The sequence below is a fragment of the Pseudomonas sp. FP1762 genome (assembly GCF_030687105.1).
GTDB lineage: Bacteria > Pseudomonadota > Gammaproteobacteria > Pseudomonadales > Pseudomonadaceae > Aquipseudomonas > Aquipseudomonas siliginis.
The window spans coordinates 3,611,647-3,628,911 of record NZ_CP117458.1; the positions used below are offsets into that span (position 1 = coordinate 3,611,647).

17 protein-coding genes are annotated in these 17,265 nt (G+C 61.8%); 11 read left to right on the forward strand and 6 right to left on the reverse strand.

Going from position 1 to position 17,265, the window contains the following annotated elements; all coding sequences use genetic code 11:
• Window positions 1-48: 48 nt before the first annotated feature.
• Together PSH90_RS15985 and PSH90_RS15990 are read right to left on the reverse strand one after the other, a co-directional pair.
• Window positions 49-471, reverse strand: a complete 423-nt coding sequence (locus PSH90_RS15985) for a hypothetical protein (RefSeq protein ID WP_305380999.1) — start codon at window positions 469-471, stop codon at window positions 49-51.
• A 33-nt stretch (window positions 472-504) separates the two neighbouring features.
• On the reverse strand, window positions 505-768 hold the full coding sequence (locus PSH90_RS15990) for a DUF2790 domain-containing protein (protein ID WP_016775158.1): 264 nt from the start codon (window positions 766-768) through the stop codon (window positions 505-507).
• A 297-nt stretch (window positions 769-1,065) separates the two neighbouring features.
• On the opposite strand from PSH90_RS15990, the gene PSH90_RS15995 reads away from it, so the two are divergent.
• The 4 genes from PSH90_RS15995 (at window position 1,066) to PSH90_RS16010 (ending at window position 5,208) form a co-directional block, all read left to right on the forward strand.
• On the forward strand, window positions 1,066-1,806 hold the full coding sequence (locus PSH90_RS15995) for a response regulator (RefSeq protein WP_039762337.1): 741 nt from the start codon (window positions 1,066-1,068) through the stop codon (window positions 1,804-1,806).
• The gene (locus tag PSH90_RS16000) at window positions 1,803-3,113 is read left to right on the forward strand and encodes an ATP-binding protein (protein ID WP_110645568.1); all 1,311 of its coding nucleotides are present in this window, start codon (window positions 1,803-1,805) and stop codon (window positions 3,111-3,113) included. Before PSH90_RS15995 ends, PSH90_RS16000 begins: the two co-directional genes overlap by 4 nt.
• A 150-nt stretch (window positions 3,114-3,263) precedes the next feature.
• Window positions 3,264-4,310, forward strand: a complete 1,047-nt coding sequence (locus PSH90_RS16005) for a class I SAM-dependent methyltransferase (RefSeq protein ID WP_150741080.1) — start codon at window positions 3,264-3,266, stop codon at window positions 4,308-4,310.
• 55 nt (window positions 4,311-4,365) lie between these two features.
• A complete protein-coding gene (locus PSH90_RS16010) occupies window positions 4,366-5,208 on the forward strand; it encodes an NAD-dependent protein deacetylase (protein WP_305381000.1) in 843 nt (280 codons plus the stop codon).
• 150 nt (window positions 5,209-5,358) lie between these two features.
• Here PSH90_RS16010 and PSH90_RS16015 read toward each other — a convergent pair whose 3' ends face one another.
• Entirely contained in the window at window positions 5,359-6,975 is a 1,617-nt protein-coding gene (locus PSH90_RS16015) for a murein L,D-transpeptidase (protein WP_305381002.1), read from the reverse strand.
• A 152-nt stretch (window positions 6,976-7,127) separates the two neighbouring features.
• On the opposite strand from PSH90_RS16015, the gene PSH90_RS16020 reads away from it, so the two are divergent.
• Entirely contained in the window at window positions 7,128-7,841 is a 714-nt protein-coding gene (locus tag PSH90_RS16020) for a murein L,D-transpeptidase catalytic domain family protein (protein WP_016775166.1), read from the forward strand.
• Here PSH90_RS16020 and PSH90_RS16025 read toward each other — a convergent pair.
• Window positions 7,838-8,458: a cell wall hydrolase gene (locus PSH90_RS16025; protein ID WP_305381004.1), complete on the reverse strand. Its 621-nt coding sequence runs from the start codon at window positions 8,456-8,458 to the stop codon at window positions 7,838-7,840. The genes PSH90_RS16020 and PSH90_RS16025 overlap by 4 nt on opposite strands.
• A 197-nt stretch (window positions 8,459-8,655) precedes the next feature.
• Here PSH90_RS16025 and PSH90_RS16030 point away from each other — a divergent pair, with 197 nt between their 5' ends.
• The 5 genes from PSH90_RS16030 (at window position 8,656) to PSH90_RS16050 (ending at window position 14,919) form a co-directional block, all read left to right on the forward strand.
• Window positions 8,656-9,507 (forward strand): CAP domain-containing protein, encoded by an 852-nt coding sequence (locus tag PSH90_RS16030; RefSeq protein WP_095181988.1) that lies wholly within the window; start codon window positions 8,656-8,658, stop codon window positions 9,505-9,507.
• Between the two features lie 119 nt (window positions 9,508-9,626).
• A complete protein-coding gene (gene moaA, locus PSH90_RS16035; protein ID WP_041480911.1) occupies window positions 9,627-10,625 on the forward strand; it encodes a GTP 3',8-cyclase MoaA in 999 nt (332 codons plus the stop codon).
• Window positions 10,626-10,650: 25 nt separating this feature from the next.
• Window positions 10,651-11,550, forward strand: coding sequence for a bestrophin family protein (locus tag PSH90_RS16040; protein WP_305381006.1), 900 nt, complete (start codon window positions 10,651-10,653; stop codon window positions 11,548-11,550).
• 574 nt (window positions 11,551-12,124) lie between these two features.
• Entirely contained in the window at window positions 12,125-13,489 is a 1,365-nt protein-coding gene (locus PSH90_RS16045) for a glutamine synthetase family protein (RefSeq protein WP_305381008.1), read from the forward strand.
• Between the two features lie 146 nt (window positions 13,490-13,635).
• On the forward strand, window positions 13,636-14,919 hold the full coding sequence (locus PSH90_RS16050) for an FAD-binding oxidoreductase (RefSeq protein ID WP_305381010.1): 1,284 nt from the start codon (window positions 13,636-13,638) through the stop codon (window positions 14,917-14,919).
• A gap of 112 nt (window positions 14,920-15,031) precedes the next feature.
• Here PSH90_RS16050 and PSH90_RS16055 read toward each other — a convergent pair whose 3' ends face one another.
• Entirely contained in the window at window positions 15,032-15,814 is a 783-nt protein-coding gene (locus PSH90_RS16055; protein ID WP_305381011.1) for a DeoR/GlpR family DNA-binding transcription regulator, read from the reverse strand.
• Window positions 15,815-15,897: 83 nt separating this feature from the next.
• Between PSH90_RS16055 and PSH90_RS16060 the strand changes: the two genes are divergently transcribed.
• Window positions 15,898-16,062 (forward strand): hypothetical protein, encoded by a 165-nt coding sequence (locus PSH90_RS16060; protein WP_163012744.1) that lies wholly within the window; start codon window positions 15,898-15,900, stop codon window positions 16,060-16,062.
• Between the two features lie 132 nt (window positions 16,063-16,194).
• On the opposite strand, the gene PSH90_RS16065 is transcribed toward PSH90_RS16060, so the two are convergent.
• Window positions 16,195-17,214 carry an AbrB family transcriptional regulator gene (locus PSH90_RS16065; protein ID WP_305381012.1) on the reverse strand — a complete coding sequence of 340 codons (1,020 nt, stop codon included), beginning with the start codon at window positions 17,212-17,214 and terminating at the stop codon, window positions 16,195-16,197.
• Between the last annotated feature and the right edge of the window lie 51 nt (window positions 17,215-17,265).

Here is a 17,265-nt window from a genome sequence, read left to right on the forward strand (position 1 = left end):
GCAGCGAGGGAAACGTCCCTCGCTAGCCTGCTTTATCTACGCCGTGGCTCATGCGGTCTGGCCGTCCAGCAGCTGCCCTTGAGGCGTGCGACTGGCACCGTTTTCCGCGACCAGTTGGCCTTGCGGTGTGCGGCTGGAACCATCAGCGGCAACCGTCTGGCCCTGCGGTGTGCGGCTCGATCCGTCAGCAGCAACCATCTGGCCTTGCGGCGTGCGGCTCGATCCATCAGCGGCAACCATCTGGCCCTGCGGCGTGCGGCTCGACCCGTCAGCGGCAACCATCTGCCCCTGCGGCGTGCGGCTGGAACCATCAGCGGCGATCAGTGCATCGCTGCCCTCCTTCGCGACCGTGGTCAGCTGGAAGCAGGTGCTGCTGGCGCAACTGCTCTGCTCCACAGCACTGTTGGCGTGGGCGGCGGCACCGGTGAAGGCGAAGGCTGCTGCGGTCAGAAAGCGCGAGACGTTGTTCATGGCAAAACTCCTTGCAGAAAAAGTAGGGATGACTCAGTTCTGGTTGTTGCAGCCGTCAGCGAATTTGCTGTAATCCAGCTCGCGGGTTTTGCCGGCGGAATCGAGGTAGGTCATGCGCGCCTCGGTGATGCCGCAGGTCACTGAAGTGTCTTCAGTCATCGACAGCACTTTCTGGATATCCAGATGCGTGCCGTAGGTGTAGGTTTGCCGGCTGACGTCAGCCTCGGCGTGGGCCGAAAGGGTGCAGATGTTCAGAGCGGCGAACAGGCAGGCGGCGAATACGGATTTATTGTTCATGGTGTAGTCCTCAAGGCTTCAGTGGGTTTGAGCCGAGGCGGTCTGTGTGTGCCTCGATGGAGCCTATTTGAGGCGCTTGAGGTATCGCGTCTGTGTCAGGAAAGGACGAGAATCACTCGTTGTGTATCCACGCCATGTGTAGATACAGAGCGATACAAAACCCCGAAAAAATCGTGATTTTGCGTCGGTGTGTATCCGCCGTCGCGACAGATACACTGCAATACAAAGGCAGGCAGGCGTGCGGTCAACGGCGCTATAGACTGCACGGCATTCCCCCTTTGACAGAGGCTTGAACCGATGGAACATGTCGATCACATTCTCATCGTCGACGACGACCGCGAGATCCGTGAACTGGTAGGCAACTACCTGAAGAAGAACGGCCTGCGCACGACAGTGGTCGCTGATGGCCGGCAGATGCGCAGCTTCCTTGATGCCAACACCGTCGACCTGATCGTGCTCGACATCATGATGCCCGGCGACGATGGCCTGCAGTTGTGCCGTGAATTGCGCGTGGGCAAACACAAGGCCACGCCGGTGCTGATGCTCACCGCGCGCAACGATGAGACCGACCGCATCATCGGTCTGGAAATGGGCGCCGACGATTACCTGACCAAACCTTTCGCCGCCCGCGAGCTGCTGGCGCGGATCAACGCCGTGTTGCGCCGCACACGCATGTTGCCGCCGAACCTGGTGGTCACCGAAGCCGGACGCCTGCTGGCGTTCGGTCGTTGGCAGCTGGACACCTCGGCCCGCCACCTGCTCGACAGCGACGGCACCATGGTTGCCCTCAGCGGTGCCGAATACCGCTTGCTGCGGGTGTTCCTCGACCATCCGCAACGGGTGCTCAGCCGTGATCAGTTACTCAATTTGACCCAAGGGCGCGAGGCCGATCTGTTCGACCGTTCCATTGATCTGCTGGTCAGTCGCCTGCGTCAACGCCTGCTGGACGATGCTCGCGAGCCGGCCTATATCAAGACCGTGCGCAGTGAAGGTTATGTGTTCTCGCTGCCGGTCGAACTGCTTGGGGCTTCGGCATGAAACTCAAGCTGCAATGGCCGCGCACTCTCGCCTCGCGCCTGTCGCTGATTTTCCTGATCGGACTGATTCTGGCGCAGGGCCTGTCGTTCGGCGCGCAGTATTACGAGCGTTACCAGAGCGCGAAAAGCACCATGCTCGGCAACCTCGAAACCGACGTCTCGACTTCGATGGCGATCCTCGATCGCCTGCCCGCCGCCGAGCGCGAGGCCTGGCTGCCGCGACTGGCCCGGCGCAATTACGGCTACCTGCTCAACGAGGGCGAACCGGGCATGCCGGTGACCTCAGCTGAAAAGTCCGTCGCGATCGCCTCGATTACGGCGGCCATCGGCGACACTTATCCAATCGTGTTTACCGAAGTTCCCGGCGGTCCGAGACAACACTTCCAGGGCCACCTGCGCCTGAGCGACGGCAGCCCGGTGACCATCGATATCCGTCCGGCGATGGTGCCGTTGTCGCCGTGGTTGCCGGTGGTGCTGCTCGGCCAACTGGCGTTACTGATCCTCTGCACATGGCTCGCCGTGCGCATCGCCATCCGCCCCCTCACTCGCCTCGCCAACGCCGTGGAAACCCTCGATCCCAACGCGCACCCGATCAAACTCGACGAGCAAGGGCCGACCGAAGTGGTCCACGCCGCGCGGGCGTTTAACGCCATGCAGACGCGCATTGCCGCCTACCTGAAAGAACGCATGCAACTGCTCGCGGCGATTTCCCACGACCTGCAAACGCCGATCACCCGGATGAAACTGCGCGCAGAGTTCATGGACGACTCGGTCGAGAAAGACAAACTGAGCAGCGACCTGGGCGAGATCGAGCATCTGGTGCGCGAAGGCGTGGCCTACGCCCGCAGCGTTCACGGCGCCACCGAAGAAAGCCGGCGTACCGATCTCGACTCGTTCCTCGACAGCCTGGTCTTCGACTATCAGGACATGGGCAAGGACGTGCAGCTCGGCGGCAAGAGCAAAGCGGTAATCGAAACCCGCCCGCAGGCCCTGCGCCGGGTCCTGGTGAACCTGACCGACAACGCCCTGAAATTCGCCGGCGCCGCGCAATTGCAGGTCGAAGCGCAGGGCAACAGCCTGTCGGTGAAAGTCCTCGATCGCGGCCCGGGCATCGCCGAGGCCGAGTTGGCGCAGGTACTGGAACCGTTCTACCGCGTAGAAAATTCGCGCAACCGCGACACCGGCGGCACCGGGCTCGGGCTGGCGATCGCCCAGCAATTGGCGATGGCGCTGGGTGGCTCGCTGCTGTTGAGCAATCGTGAAGGTGGCGGGTTGTGCGCTGAACTGAAGTTGCCGCTGCCACGCTGAGAAAAACACCGGCTAGACTCATTCATTACCCAGTCGAGGGGGCCGCAGGACGTCTGCTGTGCCCTGCCCCAATCCGTGACCACCGCCCGGTGGCGCCTGCCTCGACATTCAACGCCGCCGGACGGTGATCCTGTTTCAGGAGCACACGTGATGAATGAGGCGAAGCTCAACGAATTCATGGGCAAACTGGTCAACGACATGGGCGGCGCGGCGATGCTGGCCAATGTCATCGTCGGCGAAGAACTCGGCCTGTACCGGGCAATGGCCGACAGCCAACCGATCAGCCCCGAAGCCCTAGCTGCGAAAACCACCTGCAATCCGCGCCTGGTACGCGAATGGCTCAGCGCCCATGCCGCGTCCGGTTACATGGAACACTCTGACGGTCAGTTTCGTTTGCCCGAAGAGCAGGCCTTGGCGCTGGCGGTGGAGGAATCCCCCGTGTACGTCGCCGGCGGTCTCGGCGTGGTGGCGTCGTTTTTCCATGACAAGGACAAACTGGTCAAGGCCATGCGCGGCAATGGCGCCTTGTCTTGGGGCGATCACCATCCGTGCATGTTCAGCGGCACTGAACGCTTCTTCCGCCCCGGCTACAAAGGTCACCTGATTGCCGAATGGCTTCCGGCCCTGGACGGTGTGGTGGCCAAACTCGAACGCGGCGCCAAGGTTGCCGACATCGGCTGCGGTCACGGCGCCTCGACGGTGATCATGGCCCAGGCGTTTCCGAAATCGCAGTTTGTCGGCTTCGACTTCCATGCGCCGTCAGTCACCGTCGCCACGCAACGCGCCGAAGAAGGTGGCGTGGGCAATCGCGCCAGATTTTTCGAGGGCACGGCGAAAAACTATCCCGGCGGCGACTACGACCTGATCTGCTTTTTCGACTGCCTGCACGACATGGGCGACCCGGTCGGCGCCGCTCGCCACGCTTATGAGTCGCTGAAAGGTGATGGCACGGTGTTGCTGGTCGAACCGTTCGCCAACGACAAACTGGACGACAATCTCAACGCGGTCGGGCGCCTGTTCTACGCCGCCTCGACGTTTATCTGCACGCCCAATTCGCTGTCCCAGGAAGTCGGCCTCGGGCTCGGTGCGCAGGCTGGGGAAATGCGCCTGCGCAAAGTCTTTGTCGAGGCCGGGTTCAAGCAGTTCCGCCGCGCCACGCAAACGCCTTTCAACCTGATACTGGAGGCGCGCAAGTAACCCGTACGGATCGCGTGCTAACCTGCGGGGCACTGCCCATTCTGGAGTGCTGAGCATGCTCGATAGCCCGATCCGCGAACATCTCGATACGCTGTTGCAGGCCATGGCCGATGATAACTTGCTGATATTGACCGGCGCCGGCATCAGCACGCCATCGGGCATTCCGGACTATCGCGACAGTGACGGCGTGCGTCGCGGGCGGCAGCCGATGATGTATCAGGAATTTCTCGCCGCCCCGGAATCACGCCGGCGGTATTGGGCGCGGGCCATGCTCGGTTGGCCGCGCGTCCGTCAGGCCCGACCGAACGCGGCGCATGAGGCGCTGGCGACGTTGCAGCAGCGCGGCCGGATCAGCGATTTGATCACGCAGAATGTCGATACCTTGCACGATCAGGCCGGCAGCCAGGATGTGATCGAGCTGCATGGCAGTCTGCATCGGGTGCTGTGCCTGGATTGCGGGCAACGCAGCGAGCGCGATGCGATCCAGCAGCAGATGGAGGCACAGAATCCCTACCTGAGTGGTGTTGATGCGGTGCAGGCGCCGGATGGCGATACCTTGCTCGACCCGGCATTTGAAGCGCGCTTTCAGGTACCGCAGTGCCCGCATTGCGCGGGTGAGCGGATGAAACCGGATGTGGTGTTTTTCGGCGAGAACATGGCGCAACCGACGGCCGCGCGGGCCTTGGCCGCTGCCGAGAATGCGGCGGGGTTGCTGGTGGTGGGATCGTCGTTGATGGCGTATTCGGCGTTTCGCTTGTGTCGGGTGATTGCCGAGCGTGGCAAGCCGTTGATGGCGATCAATCTGGGCAAGACCCGGGCGGATGATTTGCTGGATTTGAAGATTGAAGGCTCGTGTGAGGAGCTTTTGCCGTGGTTGGTGGAGGAGCTGAGGCGGTGAGATTTTGAGTAATGGGTTCGGCTTGAAATCGGCCCCTCACCCTAGCCCTCTCCCGAGGGAGAGGGGACTGACCGAGGTGTTTGTACGGGATTCGTCGACCTGAAATCACTCATCGAACTCAGATCTTTGACTGCCGTGCTGGTGCCGGACTCAATGCGCCCGATCCAGCCCCGCCAGCAATGCGCTGTCGTGGCTGTAGATGTCCGGCGCATAACGCACCTGGCCGCTGCTGTCGACTTGCGCCGGCCAGTAAGTCATCAGGATCGGCACTGGCGCCGACAGGCGAAATTCATGGGTGCTACCGGTCGCCAGCAAAGTATCGGTACGGGCTTTTTCTGCCGGGGACAGCAGCAGATCGCGCAGTTGCAGCGGGTGCTCGACCCGCACGCAACCGGAGCTGAACGCCCGTGGGCCTTTTTCAAACAGCGCCTTGCTCGGCGTGTCGTGCAGGTACACCGAGAACGGGTTGGGGAAACGGATGACCATTTGCCCCAGCGGATTGCGCGGGCCGGCGTCCTGGCGCAGGAGGATGTTGCCGGGGTTGTCCCAGTCGATATCCGCCGCCGCCAGAGGCTGACCGTTGGCGTCGAGCACTTGCAGATTCTGGCGGCTGAGGAAGGTCTGGTCCTTGCGGATTTCCGGCAGCTTGTCTTCCTTCCAGATAGTCGGCGGAACGGTCCAGGTCGGGTTCAGCGTCAGCCGGGTGACGCGGGATTTGAGCAGCGGCGTCTGGCGTTCGGCGCGGCCGACCTGGGTGCGGGTCTGCCACACCGGTTGACCGCCCTGATACAGCGTCAGCTCAGCGGCAGCCACGTTGACCACCAGGCCACTGGGCTCCATGTCCTGGGCCATCCAGCGGAAACGTTCGAGATTGACGCGCAACTGATCGCGGCGGGTCAGCGGGCTGATGTTCAGCTCGGCAATCGTGCCCGGCCCGACCACGCCGTCAGCCTGCAACGAATGGCTGGCCTGAAAGTGTTTCACTGCCTCCACCAGCACGTCATCGTAGGCGTTGTCCGGCGTCACCAGTGCGTGTGCCAAGTAGCCTTCGCTATACAACCGTCGGGCGAGTTCCGGCACGCGCGGGTCTTCCATCGCCGGGCGCAGCAACGGGCCGCTGCCGACCGGCTGCCATTGCGGCAAGGCTTGCAAGCGTTGCGCGGCATACAGCTGACGCAGGCTCTGATATTGCGGCAGATGCGGACGCGCCAGGTTGAACGCCGCAGCGATATCGTTCATGCCCGGCACGGCAATGCTGAGCAATTGCGCCTGACGATCGGTCGGCGGGCCGTCGACACGCCACAGCGGTTCGAAATGCGACTGCAACAGACGGCCGTAATGCAGATCCTGCAAGGCCTGCAGATAGTTGCGGCTGATGTCGATGTCGGCACACAACTCGCCATCCTGGGGCGGTGTCGTCGCGACCGCATAGCGATTCGGATTCAGCCCGTCGTCGGCCAACAGCTGCAATTGCGCGCGCAATGCCGGCAAGCGTGCCGACTCACTCGCCCACACCGGCATCCAGTCCTGCTGTTCATAAAACGCCTGCAATTGGCTCAACGCCGGGCCATTGAGGCGCGGAGCGATCGCCGGGCACGACTGCGCCAGGCTGATCAAAACCGCCTGCAACGGGCTGCGCGGCTCGACCGGCAATTGCATTTCAGGCGTCGGCAGGGTTTCGAGCGGGGGCAGCGGCTCATCGGCGCAAGCGACAAACGGCGCAGCGAGCAAACAAATGCTCAAGTAGCATGCGTACTTTTTGAACAACTGCTTTACTCCAATCCATGGCCGTCCAGATGACGGTCAACCTTACATCAGGTGCGCTGAACAGTCAGGCTCGAACCGCGAGCCTGCGGGTATTGACTGGGAGTCAGGAGCCAAAGTGCCGTTTATGTAGCAAGTTGAGGACACTTTATAAAATGTTGACGTTTTTGCGCCGACTTCTGTTGAGCACCGCGACCCTTGTCGCCGTGACCAGCCCAGTATTTGCCGCCGGCAAGCCATCGCCGGTTCTCTACAACAGCCTCGCCCACGCCGCGCCGGAACTCAATCCCCAAGCGCTCAAAGGTGCATTGAACGCCATGCAATGCGCGGTCAACAACGGCGCGAAACCCTCGCGGCATCTGGCGATCATCGATTACTCGCAACCGTCCACCGAACGCCGTCTGTGGATCTTCGATCTGAGCAAAAAGAAGCTGGTGCTGCGTGATCTGGTTGCCCACGGTTCCAACTCCGGGGAAAACTTCGCCACGCAGTTTTCCAATCGCGAAGGCAGTTATCAGTCCAGCCTCGGCCTGTTCCGCACTCAGGAAAGCTACGAAGGTACTCACGGCTACTCGCTGCGCATGGACGGTCTGGAGCCCGGTTTCAATGATCTGGCCCGCGATCGCGCGATCGTGATTCATGCTGCCAGTTACGTGAACCCGCTGTGGAGCAAGCGTCAGGGGCGTATCGGCCGCAGTCAGGGTTGCCCCGCCGTGCGGCCGCAGATCGCCAAACAGGTGATCGATCGCCTGAAGAACGGCCAGTTCATGTTTTCCTGGTATCCGGATCAACGCTGGTTGCAGAAGTCACCGTATCTGAACTGCCAGCCGCAGCAGGTGGCGAGCATTCTCAACACCCACGCCAGTTAACGCGCGTCGCCTCCGGCGGGTTTGTAGAACAGGAACCTGCCGGTCTGCGCCGTGTTGCGATAGGCCTTGGCCCAACTCGGGTGCACGCCGCGATCATGAAAATACAGGGCACCGCGCGTGCGGTCCTTGAGCTGACGGTTCAACGCCTTGCCGGCGATCTCCTTGGCCAGCGCGTATTCGGCGTCTTCCTTGACCTGATCGGGCCTGCCATCGCACCACCAGGAAAACTGGCAATTGCCGCTTTCCGAACCTTGCTTGACCACCGCGCATACCGTGTCGGGAAAGCCGTCATGGCCGAGGCGATTCATCACCACACTGGCGACGGCTTCCATTTCCGGGGTGTCCTTGCCCTTGGCTTCCCAGTAAATACTGCGCGCCAGACAGGTCAGCGGATCGTCCAGCGGCGCGACACCGGCCGGGTCTACCGCCTGCGCTTCGGTGGGGGTGATGGCCTCGGATTTCGGCGCCGGAGCAGCGCTGACTTTATCCGCCGCTTTCTCTTCAAGCACCTCGGCTTTCTGTTCGGCCTTGGCCTCGATCGGCGCCTGCGCCCCGGCCCATGCCGCGCCGGTCAAAAAGATCCACAACAAACCGCCCGCCAAGCCTTTCGATCCCATGTCGATTCTTCCGTCAGCGCCCGCCCGGGGCAAGATGTTACGTCGGTGAGACGCCCGGTTTGCGGGGTCTTCGCAGAGTGTAGCGAGCAAATGAGCGGCCACACCAGCGCAGAAAAAATCCGCCGCAAAGAAAAACACATTCACTCACCGGGGGCCTTTCGCGCATCATGGGCGCATTCAGCTCAAGGGAGATTTCCATGCGCTTCATGCCGTCCGTTTTGCGTTATGCCGCATTGTCGCTGGGCGTGGTGTTCGCCACCTCGGCGCTGGCCGCCGATGAACTGCAATTGATCGAGTCGATCAACAGCTATCGCAGCCAGCCCCAGCGTTGCGGCACGCAGGCGTCAAACGAGTTGCCACCGCTGTCGGCCGATCCACGGCTGCGCCTGCCGGCCAGCGGCGCGGTTGATCTGCAGCAGGCCATGACCAGCGCCCACTACCCGATGGTCAACGTGCAGGCGATCACCCTCAACGGCCCCCGCGATGCGGCGTCAGCAATGAAGGCGATTCAGGAAAGCTTCTGTCAGGTGGTGCTCGATCCGCAGTTTGTCGATATCGGTGTCAACCGCGTTGACCGCGATTGGCGCATCGTCCTCGCGCGGCCGTTGCTGACGGCGAAACTCGGCGATGCACAAAGCGAAGGGCAAAAGCTGCTGGCGCAACTCAATACCGCGCGCAGCCAGGCGCGCCAGTGCGGCGGCCAGTCCTTCGCGGCGGCAGCACCGCTGGCGTGGAATGCCACGCTGGGCACTGTCGCTCAGGATCACAGCCGCGACATGGCCAACAACAATTACCTCGACCACAAGGACCGCGACGGCCGCACGCCGGGCGACCGCGCCGAACTGTCCGGTTACAGCGGACAACTGGTCGGTGAAAACATCGCCGCCGGGCAAGACACCGTCGGCAAGGTCGTTGACGGCTGGCTCGCCAGCCCAGGCCATTGCGCCAATCTGATGAATCCGCAATATCAGGAACTGGGCGCCGCTTACGCGACCGATCCGAAAAGCAACGCCGGCATTTACTGGACGGCAATGTTTGGCGCACCGTAAGGCATCATCGACGCCGTCAATCACTCGGTCAGCCAGAGTGATTGGACGGCGTGGCGAGCGCAGCCTACCCTGCGCGATCTGCGCCCGCTGACGGCGTTCCACATCCACGAGGCGAGCCCATGACACAGCGTGAATTGATCGATGGTCACAACCGCCGCGTGGATTATCTGCGCCTGTCGGTGACCGACCGCTGCGATTTTCGCTGCGTCTATTGCATGGCCGAGGACATGCAGTTCCTGCCGCGCCAGCAGATCCTCACCCTCGAAGAGCTGTTCCAGGTGGCGCAAAGCTTCGTCGCCCTCGGCACGCGCAAGATCCGCCTCACGGGTGGCGAGCCGCTGATCCGCCCCGGTGTCGTGCAACTCTGCGAACAGATCGCCGCCCTGCCCGGCCTGCGCGAGCTGTGCCTGACCACCAACGGCTCGCAATTGGGCCGACTGGCCAGGCCGCTGTTCGACGCCGGGGTCAAGCGTCTCAACATCAGCCTCGACAGCCTCGATCCGCAGCGCTTCAAAGAGCTGACCCGTACCGGCGATCTGGCGCAGGTCATCGACGGCATCGATGCCGCACGTGCCGCCGGTTTCACCCGTACCAAACTCAATTGCGTGGTGATGCAGGGCCGCAACGATCACGAGATCAACGATCTGGTCAGTTTCGCCATCGAGCGTGATCTGGATATTTCCTTCATCGAAGAGATGCCGCTGGGCGCGATCGCCGAACACAGCCGCGCCGAATCCTTCTACTCCAGCGCGCAAGTGCGCGAACGCATTGCCGAACGCTTCACCCTGATCGACTCGACCGAATCGACGCAAGGGCCGTCGCGCTACTGGCGCGTGGCGGAAGCACCAAACATTCGTCTGGGCTTCATTTCGCCGCACAGCCACAACTTCTGCGGCACCTGCAATCGCGTGCGCCTGACCGTAGAAGGTCGCTTGCTGCTGTGCCTGGGCAACGAGCATTCGATGGACCTCAAAGCGGTGTTGCGCGCCCATCCCGGCCACCCGGAACGCCTGGAAAACGCGATCATCGAGGCGATGAAACTCAAGCCGTATCGACACAATTTCGAAGTCAACGACGACGTACAAGTGGTGCGTTTCATGAACATGACCGGCGGTTGAAACGCCGCGCAACCGGGACCGCGAGATGATCGTCAGACCGAGACCCAATCAGTTCGCCGTGCTGTTCACCCTCCGAGGCTCGATCGCCAAACGCATCGCCGTGCGCACCTTGATGCTGACACTGCTGGCGGCGGCGATTGTGCTGATCGAACTTCTGGTGCCGAGCTACTTCGCCCAGATCAATTCGACACCGTTCACCCTGCTCGGCCTGTCGCTGTCGATTTTCCTGAGCTTTCGCAACAACGCTTGTTACGACCGTTGGTACGAGGGGCGCAAGGCCTGGGGCGAGGTGCTGTTGCGGGTGCGCGCGGTGATGCGCGAAACCCAAGACCTCGATGACACCCGCCTGCGTGGACAACTGTTGCGCAACCTGTGCGGTTTCGCCCACGCGTTGAATGCACGGCTGCGTGGAGACAGCGAGGAGCAGGCCAGTGCCGACTGGGTCAGCCCACCGATCGATGGGGCTGCGCCGGATCACTGCGGACAGATCCTTCATCAGCTCGGGCGCCAGTGTTCCGAGCTGGAAACGGCCGGTGTGCTGTCGCCATGGCGTTATCAATTGCTGGCCAATCACCTGACCTGTCTGAGCCAGGCCCAAGCGGTGTGCGACCGGATCAAGAACACACCACTGCCCTTCCCTTACACCCTGCTGCTGCACCGCACCATCTACCTGTTCTGCCTGCTGCTGCCGTTCGCCATGGCGCAATCGCTGGGTTGGTTGACGCCGCTGTTCACGGCAATTGTCAGCTACACCTTTTTCGGCTTCGACGCGATTGCCGATGAACTCGAAGACCCGTTCGGGCGCGATGAAAACGATCTGCCGACCGATGCACTGGTGCGCACCCTGGAGCGCGATGTGCTGTACGAACTGGGCGTCTCGCCATTGCCCCCCGCGCCGGAGCCGGACGACTACGTGCTGCGCTGAATGGCTCAGCGGCAAACAACGAGATGGCCCGGCGCGTCCGCTCGGGACCGAGGTGCGGCCATTCGCGAGCAGGCTCGCTCCCACAGTTGAAATGCATTCTCCTGTGGGAGCGAGCCTGCTCGCGAAAAAGGCAACTCGGCCAATCAGCCCAAACGCCGGAAAGCGCCACCGACGAATCTTCCATTTACACGCGCGCAAATTCCCCCTTACTATCCGGGCACACCGGTCGCCGGGCCTGCCCTGCCGCCGACGCTTTCCGCCAACGGAAACACGCGTTATGAGTACGTCACCACAACAACCCCAAAGGTTGCACGTCTCTGCTGTACGCGCCCACTGCAACAGGGGCCGCGTATGAACCGCATCGTCAATCTGCCCATGGCCCTGCGCCGTTCCAAGCTGCGTCATTCCGCACGCCCGCCGGATATCGCCGTTCCTGCCTGATCGCGTGAGCTGAAACCGCGACAGTCAATTTCCCGATTTTCCTGATATCCCTGCCGGGACACTTACGCCATTTTGTCGCGTCGTGTCCGGCCGAATCTGCGCGCCTGTGCGGCGCCACCGTGAGTGATTTGCCATGAAATTCGCAGCCATCGAAGACGCACGCCTGTTCCTCGAACAGAACCCCGATATCGACATGATCGAACTGTTCATCCTCGACGCCAACGGCGTGCCGCGCGGCAAGCTGTTGCATCGCGAAGAACTGCTCGCCGTGTACGAAAGCGGCCGACCGCTGCCGAGCACCATCCTTGGTCTGACTGTACAAGGCGAGGACGTCGAGAACTCCGGGCTGGTGTGGGACGTCGGCGACATCGACTGCCGCGCCTATCCGCTGCAAGGCAGTCTGGTGCGCCTGCCGTGGCGACAGATTCCAACCGCTGCGGTGCAGGTCAGCATGCACCCGAGCGAGGGCCTGCCGGCGAGCATCGCTGACCCTCGGCACCTGTTGATCAAGGTGATCGACGGACTGAAGGCCGAGGGTTTCCACCCGATCATGGCGTGCGAGCTGGAGTTCTATCTGCTCGATGCCAAACGCGACCACAACGGCCGCCCGCAACCGGCGCTGGACGCCGACGGCGGGCGACCGCGACACACGCAAGTCTACGGTTTGCGCGAGCTGGAACAGATCGAGCCGTTCCTCGCCGACCTCTACAGCGCGTGCAAACTGCACGGCATTCCGGCGCGCACGGCGATCTCCGAATACGCGCCGGGTCAGGTCGAAATCACCCTCGAACATGGCGACGCACTGGAGGCGATGGATCAGGCGGTACGCTACAAACGTCTGGTCAAAGGCGTGGCGCACAGGCACGGCATGCAGGCGACGTTCATGGCCAAACCGTTCGATGATCTGGCCGGCACCGGCATGCACATGCACGTCAGTCTCGCCGATGCCGAGGGGTGTAATCTGTTCGCGTCTGAAGACCCAGCCGGCACGCCACTGTTGCGCACGGCGATTGGCGGCATGCTCGCCTCGCTGCTTGATTCGCTGCTGCTGTTCTGCCCCAACGCCAACTCTTACCGGCGTTTCCAGGCCAACAGCTATGCGCCACTGGCGCCGACCTGGGGCGTCGACAACCGCACGGTCAGCCTGCGCGTTCCCGGCGGCCCGGCTCCTACGCGACACATCGAACACCGCATCTGCGGCGCCGACGCCAACCCGTATCTGGCAGCGGCAGCGATCCTCGCCGGCATTCATCGTGGCATTCGTGAAGAGCTGGATCCGGGGGCACCGGTCGAGGGCAATGGTTATGCCCAAGCGAAAGAACTACTGCCGACCGATTGGCTGACGTCGTTGCAGGCGCTGGAAAATTCCACGTGGGCACGGGAGGCATTGGGGCAGGAATTTCTTGGTGTGTATCTGGCGGTAAAGCGTGCCGAGTATCGGCAGTTCATGGCTGAAGTGGGTGAGCAGGATTGGCGGTGGTACCTGACCGAAGCTTAAAGATCCAACACCGAACCTGTGGGAGCGAGCCTGCTCGCGAAGGCGTCGTCACATTCAACATTTTGGGTGACTGACACACCGCTTTCGCGAGCAGGCTCGCTCCCACAGGGAATGCACTTCGAACTAGAATTTTTGTGGACCCTGACATGACCATTCGCTGCAATTCCTACTACACCGCCACCCTCAACCACGACACCGACTACCCGACCCTGCAAGGTCGGCACAAGGTCGATGTGGTGATCATCGGCGGCGGTTTCACTGGCGTCGCCACTGCCGTCGAGCTGGCGGAAAAAGGCCTGAAAGTCGCCATCGTCGAAAGCCACAAGATCGGCTGGGGCGCCACCGGGCGCAATGGCGGGCAAGTCACCGGCAGCCTTTCCGGCGACGGCGCGATGCGCAAACAGATGCGCGCGAAACTTGGCGATGACGTGGACGATTTCATCTGGCATCTGCGCTGGCGCGGGCATGAAATCATCCGCGAGCGCGTCGAGAAATATGCGATCCAGTGCGACCTCAAACACGGCCACTTGCACGCGGCGTACAAGCCGAGCCACATGGTCGATCTGCGCAAGGATTACGACGAAGCCGTGCGTCGCGGATTGGGCGATGAAGTGAGCCTGCTCGACCGCAGCCAGGTTCGCGACCTGCTGCAAAGCGAGCTCTACCACGGCGCCATCAAGAACACCCGCAACATGCACCTGCACCCGCTCAACCTGTGCATTGGCGAAGCACGCGCAGCCGAAAGCCTGGGCGCGCAGATCTTCGAAAACAGTGAAGTGCTGGAGATCATTCACGGCGACACACCTGGCGTGCGCACCGCTCACGGTCAGATCGACGCCAATCAGGTGATGCTCGCCGGTGACGTCTATCACAAGCTCGAACCGGGTCAGCTCAAGGGCAAGATCTTCCCGGCCATGGGCGGCATCGTCACCACCGCGCCGCTGGGTGATCTGGCAAAACAGATCAACCCCGAAGACCTCGCCGTGTACGACTGCCGCTTCGTCCTCGATTACTACCGGCTCACCGCCGACGGCCGTTTGCTGTTCGGCGGCGGCGCCAACTACAGCGGCAAGGATTCGCGCGACATTGCTGCGGAACTGCGCCCGTGCATCGAGCGCACATTCCCGGCGCTCAAAGGTGTCCCGATCGATTACCAGTGGAGCTGCGCGATGGGCATCGTCATCAACCGCATCCCGCAACTGGGCAAGCTTTCGGACAACGTCTGGTATTGCCAGGGCTACTCGGGACACGGCATCGCCACCACACACATCATGGGCGAGATCATGAGCCGGGCAATCACCGGGCAAATGGAACAGTTCGATACCTTCGCCGCGTGCCAGCACATCCGCGTGCCAATGGGCGACCTGCTAGGCAATCCGTTGCTGGCGGCGGGGATGTGGTATTACCAGATGCTCGAGCGGTTGCGCTGAATTTACTGGCCCTATCGCGAGCAGGCTCGCTCCCACATTGGATTTGTGCACGACACAACACCCTGTGGGAGCGAGCCTGCTCGCGAAGAGGCCCTCAAACCCCACACAAAATTCAATCCGGCAACTGCTCCACCACAATCCCCAGCCGCCGATAATCCTCGACATTCGCCCCCGGATGCCGCTCGGTAATCAACCTATGCAGGCGCGTACACGGCGCCACCACAAACGGCTCCACCGCACCCAGCTTGTCTGCCGTAGTCACTGCAATCACCCGCGCTGCACTGTCGAGCATCGCCTGTTTGATCGGCACTTCATCGAAATGCAGCGAGGTAATCCCGACCTCGGGATGAATCGCACACACCCCGGTAATCGCCAGATCCGCCTTGATTCCGGCCAACAGTCGCAGCGCTTCCTGACCACTGGCCGACATCGAATGCGGATTCAATTCACCACCCGCCAGAATCACTTTCACACCTTTATATTCGGACAAGGCAATCGCCGTCAGTGGGGAAGCGGTCACGGCGGTGATGCGGATGTTGGCGGGTAGCGCGCGCGCCACCTGCAAGGTGGTCGAGCCGGAATCGAACAGCACAATCTGCCCGTCCTCGATGTGCTGCGCCGCCAATTGCGCCAGGCGCACCTTGACCTCGTCGGTCTCATCCAGACGGGTGAAGTAATCTTTGCCCGAGTCTTTCGGTCGCGGCAACGCCCCGCCATGCACCCGCTGCACCAGTCCGGCGCTGTCCAGCTCGGCAAGGTCGCGGCGGATGGTGTCTTCGGACACTGCGAAATGCTGGCTCAGTTCGGAGGCCATGACCTTGCCGTCACGTTCGAGAAGCAAAAGGATTTTCTGCCGGCGCAGGGACGGCAATTCGGCGATGGAGTGGTCGTGCATGGTTATGCCTGTTTGTGCTTGTAGTTGCAGGTTTCAGCGACACTAGCGAAAGTCTCAGGCAAATACAAACGCAACGGCTATCAATGCTTTCGATCATTGGAATCAACACGGCGAATTTTTTCTTTGCGCTGCGCCTGTTCACAATGGCCCCACTCTCAAAAGCTCAGGATGAACAGCCCATGAATCTCAACTTCGCCTTCGCCTGCATGATCGTCGTGTCGTTCGCGATTGCCTTGGGCCACGCCTGACAGCGCGTCAAACCGAGCCCAGCAATTGCTCACGAAGCCGCTTATGCGCCGCAGCCGCCCTGGGGGAAAGGGCTGGGCTGAGAGGGATGGATCTGAATGACACGCCGCATCGCCAGGCAGCACTGGCTTGCTTCAAGTTTCCTGGCGCACCCGCCTGACCTGCACCAACAACGCCGGGGCAAAATGCAGCAACACCATCCGGCTCAGATGATGCGTCAGGATAAACACCACATTCAGCCCGCCGCCAAACGCGACAATCGCAATCGTCTCGATCGCGCCCGGCATGTACGCCAGCCAAAGGGACAGCGGATCACCGCCCAGCCAGCGCGCAGCCACCTCGGCAAACGCCGCTGCAACGATGATCATCAAGCCGACCGAAACCAGAGCGGTGCGCCCATGCCGCGCCAGCTCTGCGATGCCGAGTCCCTGAAAACGTGAGCCGATGCGCACGCCGAGAATCAGTGCGGCCAGGTTCAGGCTCCACTCCGGCATGTGAAAACCGTGCAGCCATCCCGACTTCACAAATACAGCGGTGATGATGATCGCAGTGAGCATGAACGGCGCCGGGACGCCGATCAGCAACAACAGGCGGCCGAGCAATACGCTCAAAGCGATGACTGAGCATGCGGTCAGCGCCATGCCTGTGGTCAACGGATCGCTGGCGACTTCAGCCACCGCTGCTTGCCCGGGAATGAGCAAACTCACCAGTACGGTGATCAACAGCAGCCGCATCAGATGCACGATGATGACTTTGCTCGAAGCCTTTTCCGACTCGAGCAAATCGAACACTGCGGCCAATGCGCCGGGATACACCGCCAACAATGCATCGGTACGGTTCCAACCGGCGCCGCGTGTCAGCCACCATCCGGCGAGTGCGATTTGTACGGTCAGGCAGATCAGCAATACGCCGAGGCTGGGCACCATCGTCGTCGCCGTTTCGCTGTCCCATGCTTCGAACATCAACCCGGTGGCGATGCCCAGCGTGACCTGGATGTAGCCCAGTCCATAAGGAGTTGCCGGGGCGATGCCGGTTTTACTGGCGAACAACGCAGTAACGACAATCGAGCCCAGCAGCAAGCCGTGGGGTACGCCTTCAAACTGCAATAACGCGCCGAAACCGGCCGCAATCAACAAGCACACAATGGATTTCATAGTTCGCCTTCCTGGCTATTTATCTGACACACCACCAGTCCCTGGTAGGAG